The organism is Cellulosimicrobium cellulans (assembly GCF_001722485.1).
Lineage (GTDB): Bacteria > Actinomycetota > Actinomycetes > Actinomycetales > Cellulomonadaceae > Cellulosimicrobium > Cellulosimicrobium cellulans_A.
Genome location: NZ_LWGL01000189.1, coordinates 1 through 5,681, shown reverse-complemented (window position 1 = coordinate 5,681; position 5,681 = coordinate 1). Strand labels below are relative to the sequence as shown.

6 protein-coding genes are annotated in these 5,681 nt (G+C 72.5%); all 6 read left to right on the top strand.

All coding sequences use genetic code 11. The features are described from left to right. Nucleotides 1–76: 76 nt before the first annotated feature. Nucleotides 77–910 (top strand): flagellar type III secretion system pore protein FliP, encoded by an 834-nt coding sequence (fliP, locus tag JZ5iCDA_RS15130; protein ID WP_069387905.1) that lies wholly within the window; start codon nt 77–79, stop codon nt 908–910. 2 nt (nt 911–912) lie between these two features. Beyond that, complete coding sequence (locus tag JZ5iCDA_RS15125) at nt 913–1,188, top strand: flagellar biosynthetic protein FliQ (RefSeq protein WP_069387904.1); 276 nt, start codon at nt 913–915, stop codon at nt 1,186–1,188. Nucleotides 1,189–1,193: 5 nt separating this feature from the next. After that, nucleotides 1,194–1,946 carry a flagellar biosynthetic protein FliR gene (locus JZ5iCDA_RS15120; RefSeq protein WP_069387903.1) on the top strand — a complete coding sequence of 251 codons (753 nt, stop codon included), beginning with the start codon at nt 1,194–1,196 and terminating at the stop codon, nt 1,944–1,946. Next, nucleotides 1,946–3,094: an EscU/YscU/HrcU family type III secretion system export apparatus switch protein gene (locus tag JZ5iCDA_RS15115; protein ID WP_069387902.1), complete on the top strand. Its 1,149-nt coding sequence runs from the start codon at nt 1,946–1,948 to the stop codon at nt 3,092–3,094. The genes JZ5iCDA_RS15120 and JZ5iCDA_RS15115 overlap by 1 nt, the downstream gene beginning before the upstream one ends. Nucleotides 3,095–3,262: 168 nt before the next feature. Then, nucleotides 3,263–5,311, top strand: coding sequence for a flagellar biosynthesis protein FlhA (locus JZ5iCDA_RS15110; RefSeq protein ID WP_069387901.1), 2,049 nt, complete (start codon nt 3,263–3,265; stop codon nt 5,309–5,311). Next, nucleotides 5,283–5,681: hypothetical protein (locus JZ5iCDA_RS15105; RefSeq protein ID WP_216093460.1), on the top strand; the 399-nt coding region annotated here is incomplete at its 3' end. The genes JZ5iCDA_RS15110 and JZ5iCDA_RS15105, both read left to right, overlap by 29 nt.

Here is a 5,681-nt window from a genome sequence, read left to right as displayed (position 1 = left end):
GCGCGAGCGCGTGGGAGACGTTCCGGGCGCGCGAGACCTGGCGCCGGGCCGCGCAGGCCGTGCTGGGCGGGCGGCGATGACCGCTGCCGGGAGGCGGAACGGCGCGCTCCTGCTCGCCGTCCTGCTCGTGACCCTGCTCGTCGCCGCCGCGGTGCTGCTCGCGCCCGACGCGAGCGCCGCGCCCGTCGACCCCGACGCGCCGGCGGCACCCGTCGCGCCCGCGGACCCCCAGGACGCGGGCGACAGCATCTCGGTGGAGATCAACGGCCCGAACGGCGAGCCGTCGTCGTCCCTCGTCACGCTCGTCGGCATCACGCTGCTGTCGCTCGCGCCGACGCTGCTGCTCATGATGACGTCGTTCACCAAGATCTTCGTCGTCCTCGCGCTGACGCGGAACGCGCTCGGCACGGCGACCGTGCCGCCGAACATGGTGCTCGCCGGCCTGGCGCTGTTCCTCTCGCTGTTCGTCATGGCGCCCGTGGTCGGCGAGATCAACGACGCCGCGGTGCAGCCCTACCTCGACGGCACGACGACGTTCTCCCAGGCCCTCGAGGCGGGGTCGGTGCCGCTGCGCGAGTTCATGCTCGCGCACACGCGCGAGGAGGACCTGGCGCTCATGACGCGCGCCGCGGACCTGCCGAACCCGGGCAACCCCGCCGACGTCCCCTTCACGACCCTCGTGCCCGCGTTCGTCATCTCCGAGCTGCGCGCCGCGTTCATCATCGGCTTCGTCGTCTTCGTGCCGTTCCTCGTGATCGACCTCGTCGTCTCCGCGGCCCTCATGAGCATGGGCATGATGATGCTGCCGCCCACGATGATCTCGCTGCCGTTCAAGCTGCTGCTGTTCGTCCTCGTCGACGGGTGGGGCCTCATCACCACGTCGCTCATCGGCACGTACGGGGTGGGGTAGCCGTGGACACCACCGCCGTCCTCGACGTCGCCACGCAGGCGATGATCCTCGCCGCGAAGCTCGCCGCGCCGGTGCTCGTCACCGCGCTCGTCGTCGGCTTCGCCGTCTCGCTCGTGCAGTCCGTGACCCAGATCCAGGAGATCACGCTCTCGTTCGTGCCCAAGGCCGTCGCCGCCGCGGTCGCGCTCCTGCTGTGCGGGAACTGGATGATCGGCGAGCTCGTGACGTTCACGCACGCCATGTTCGACCTCATCCCGACCCTGCTGGACGGCGGCTGACACCGGTGGAGCTCGCCGTCGACCAGGCGTGGCTCGAGGCGACGATGCTCGCGGGGGTGCGCATCGCCGCGTTCATGGTCCTCGCGCCGCCGTTCTCGCACAACGCGATCCCGCGCCAGGTGCGTGCCATCCTCGCCGTCTCGCTCGGCCTGGTCGTCTCGACGCAGGTGTCGCCCGACTACGTGCCCGCGGGCACGGGCACGTTCGTCGGGTACCTCGTCGCGGAGGCGCTCACCGGGGCCGTGCTCGGCGCCCTCGTCATGGTCGTGTTCTCCGCGATCACCTCCGCCGGGTCGTACCTCGACCTGTTCGGCGGGTTCTCCCTCGCGATGGCGTTCGACGCCCAGACCAACGTCAACGGCGCGCAGTTCACGCGCCTGTTCGCGCTCACGGCCGTCGTGCTCATGTTCTCCTCCGACGCCTACCAGCTCGTCGTCCTGGGGCTCGCGCGCTCCTACGACGCCGTCCCCGTGGGGTCCCTCGTCGCGATCCCCGCCGAGTCGTTCGTCGAGGCGCTCACCGGGTCGTTCCTCGCGGGGCTGCAGATCGCGGGGCCCATCATCGTGGTGCTCTTCCTCGCCGACGTCGGCCTGGGCCTCGTCAACCGCGTCGCTCCCGCGCTCAATGCCTTCGCGATGGGCTTCCCGCTGAAGATCTTCCTCACGCTCGCCCTCGTGGGCACGGTCCTCGTCGCGCTGCCGCACGTCGTGTCGACCCTCACCGGGCAGGCGCTCGAACGGATGGGAGGGGTGGGCTGATGGCCGACACCACCGAGGAGAGGACCGAGCAGGCCTCCGAGCGGAAGATGAAGGAGGTCCGCTCCAAGGGCCAGCTGAGCAAGTCGCAGGACCTCACGGCCTGGGTCGGCGTCGCCGCGGCGGCGGCCGTCGTCCCCCTCGTGCTGGGCGCCGCCTCGGACGCCGCGACCGAGCAGGTGTTCTCGCTGCGCACCGTCATCGAGAACCCGGAGCCCGCCGTCGCGCTCCAGCTCGCGCAGGAGGGCCTGGGTTCGCTCGTGCCGACCATGGCGCCCCTGCTCGGCGCGACGGCCCTCGCGGTGCTCGTCGCCTCGGTGTCCCAGGGCGGGCTCCACCTCAAGAAGCTCCGGGGCGAGTTCAACCAGTTCAACCCCGTCAACGGGTTCAAGCAGACCTTCGGCCCGCAGGCGCTGTGGAACGGCGCCAAGGCGCTGCTCAAGACGGTCGTCATCGGCGTCGTGCTCTACGTCGTGGTCCAGTCCCTCATGCCGGTCCTGCTCTCCGCGGGCGGGCTGCCGGTCGCGTCGCTGCTCGAGGCCGCGGGGGCCGGCGTCCGGTCCCTGCTCGTGTGGGCGGTCGTGGCGGGCATCGGTCTCGCGGTGCTCGACCTGCTCGTCGTGGCGAAGCGCAACCGCAAGAAGACCCGCATGACGAAGAAGGAGCTCAAGGACGAGCACAAGAACAGCGAGGGCGACCCGCTCGTGAGGTCCCAGCGCCGCTCCATGGCCCGCGCGATGTCCCGCAACCGCATGATCGCGTCGGTCGCGGACGCCGACGTCGTCGTCGTCAACCCGACCCACGTCGCCGTCGCGCTGCGCTACGAGCCCGGGCGCTCCGCGCCGCGCGTCGTCGCCAAGGGCGCCGACCACGTCGCGGCCCGCATCCGCGAGAAGGCCGAGGAGTGCCGCGTGCCGATGGTCCGCGACGTCCCGCTCGCCCGCGCCCTGCACAAGGCGTGCGACGTCGGGCAGGAGGTGCCCGTCGAGCTGTACATGGCGGTCGCGCGCGTGCTCGCGTTCGTCATGGCTCTCGCGCGCCGGGGCGCTGCCGCCTCGTCGGTGCCGCACCGGATGGCGCGCCCGGCGATCGCGCCGGGGGAGTGGCCGCCCGCCGAGGAGCAGCCGGCCGACGAGCCGCGTGCCGCCTGACGCAGAGCCCCAGCAGCCTCGGACACCGTCCCGGACACCGCTGCGGACGCCTCCGGGCGCGAGCCTGCTGCCGCGCGGGGCCCGCGCATAGGGCGTCCCGGCGGCACCCGCGGCGCCGCCCCAGGACCGGAAGGACCAGCGTTCCGCGTGCGAAACAAGTCCCTGAGCATGATCGCCGTCCCGCTCGGCGTCGTCGGCATCGTGCTGCTGCTCGTCGTCCCGGTCCCGGCGCCGGTGCTCGACGTGCTGATCATCGTCAACATCCTGCTGTCGCTCGTGATCCTCCTGACGTCGATGTTCGTCAAGAAGCCGCTCGACTTCTCGGTGTTCCCGTCGCTGCTGCTCGTCGCGACGCTGTTCCGGCTCGGCCTCAACGTCGCGTCGACGCGGCTCGTGCTCGGGGACGGCTACGCGGGCGAGGTCATCGGCGCGTTCGGCCACATCGTCGTCGACGGCAACTTCGTCATCGGCATGGTCGTGTTCCTCATCCTGGTCGTCATCCAGTTCCTCGTGATCACCAAGGGCGCCGAGCGCGTCGCCGAGGTCGGCGCGCGCTTCACGCTCGACGCGATGCCCGGCAAGCAGATGGCGATCGACGCCGACCTCAACGCCGGCCTCATCAGCGAGAAGGACGCGCGGGCGCGGCGCGCCGAGATCTCGGCCGAGGCCGACTTCTACGGCGCGATGGACGGCGCCTCGAAGTTCGTCAAGGGCGACGCGATCGCGGGCATCGTCATCACGATCATCAACCTCGTCGGCGGCATCGTCATCGGCGTCGTCATGCACGCCATGCCCGTCATGGACGCGATCGACACGTACGCGATCCTCACCATCGGCGACGGCCTCGTGACGCAGGTCCCGGCGCTGCTCATGGCCGTCGCCACCGGCATGATCGTCACACGCTCCAACTCCGACGAGGGCGACGTCGGCTCGCAGGCGTCGAACCAGCTCGTGCAGTCGAGCCAGGCGATCGCGATCGCGGGCGTCGCCTCGATCGCCATGGCCTTCATCGAGGGCATGCCGCGCCTGCCGTTCCTCGTGCTCGGCGTCGGGCTCCTCGTCGCCGCGCAGCAGGTCCGCGCGAGCCACCGGCGCGCCGAGCTCGCCCGCGCCGCGGCCGAGCAGCTCGAGAAGAGCGAGGCGAGCGCGCCCGACAGCAACGAGAACCTCATCGAGCAGATGCGCGTGCACGCGCTCGAGATCCTCCTCGCACCCGACCTCGTCGACCTCGTCACCGGGGCGCACGACGACCTGCTGGGCCGCGTGCGCGCGCTGCGCCGCAAGATCGCGATGGAGCTCGGCGTGGTCGTGCCACCCGTGCGCACGCGCGACTCGATCGAGCTGCCCGCGTCGACCTACGCCGTGCGGATCGCGGGCGTGGAGGCCGGTCGCGGCCAGGCGCCGTCGGGCAAGGTGCTCGCCCTCGGCGACGCCCTCGCGACCCTGCCCGGGCAGACGACCGTCGACCCCGTGTTCGGCATGGAGGGCAAGTGGGTGCCCGTCGAGATGCGCCACAGCGCCGAGATGGCCGGCGCGACCGTCATCGACCGCGTGTCCGTGCTGGTCACGCACCTGTCCGCGCTCATCACCGCCAACGCCGCGCGCCTGCTCTCGCGCGAGGACGTGCGCGTGCTCACCGACGAGGTGAAGCGGACCAACCCGTCGGCGGTCGACGAGCTCACGCCCGCCCTGCTCTCCCTGGCCGAGATCCAGCGCGTCCTGCAGGGGCTGCTCGAGGAGCAGGTCGCCGTCAACGACCTCCCGCGGATCTACGAGGCGCTCGCGCTCGCGGCCAGGCGCTCCACCGAGCCCGAGCACCTCGTCGAGTCCGCGCGCGCCGCGCTCGGTCCCGCGATCCCCGCGCGCCACACCGTGGGCGGCACGATCAAGGTCCTGACGATCGCGCCGGGCCTCGAGCAGGCGCTGCTCGCCGGGCGGCAGCCGGGCGGCGAGCACGGCACGACGATCGTCGTGGACCCCGCGCGCCTCGACGCGTTCCGGACGTCGGTGACCGAGCGCGTCACCGCGGCGCGCCGCACCGGCGACGACGTCGTCCTCGTGTGCGCCCCGGCGCTGCGCCCGGCCGTGCGGCGCCTCACCGCGACGCAGCTGCCCGACCTGCCCGTGCTGTCCTACACCGAGGTCGTCGCGGGCGACGCCCTCGTCGAGACGGTCGGGGTGGTGAACGATGCCCAGGCGATTGCGGCTCGAGGGTGACAGCCTGCAGGCGATCCTCGCCGAGGCGCGTCGGGCCCACGGGCCCGACGTGCGGATCGTCTCCGCCGAGCGCGTCATCACGGGCGGGATCAAGGGTCTGTTCGGGCGCCAGCACTACGAGGCCGTCGTCGAGCTGACGGGTTCCGCGCCCTCGCCCGCGACGGCCGCCGCGGTCCGCTTCCCGGCCTCGCGCCGGGCCGGCATCGCGGCCCTGCTCGACGACGCCGACGACGGCGACCGGCTCCAGCCCTCGCGCGCGGACGACCTCGAGGTGTCGACCGGCGGCGACGAGTTCGCCGCGCTGCTCGAGGAGCTCGTCGCCGAGACGGCCCTGCCCGCGCCGCCGGCCACGGCGGGGGAGCGCACGCCG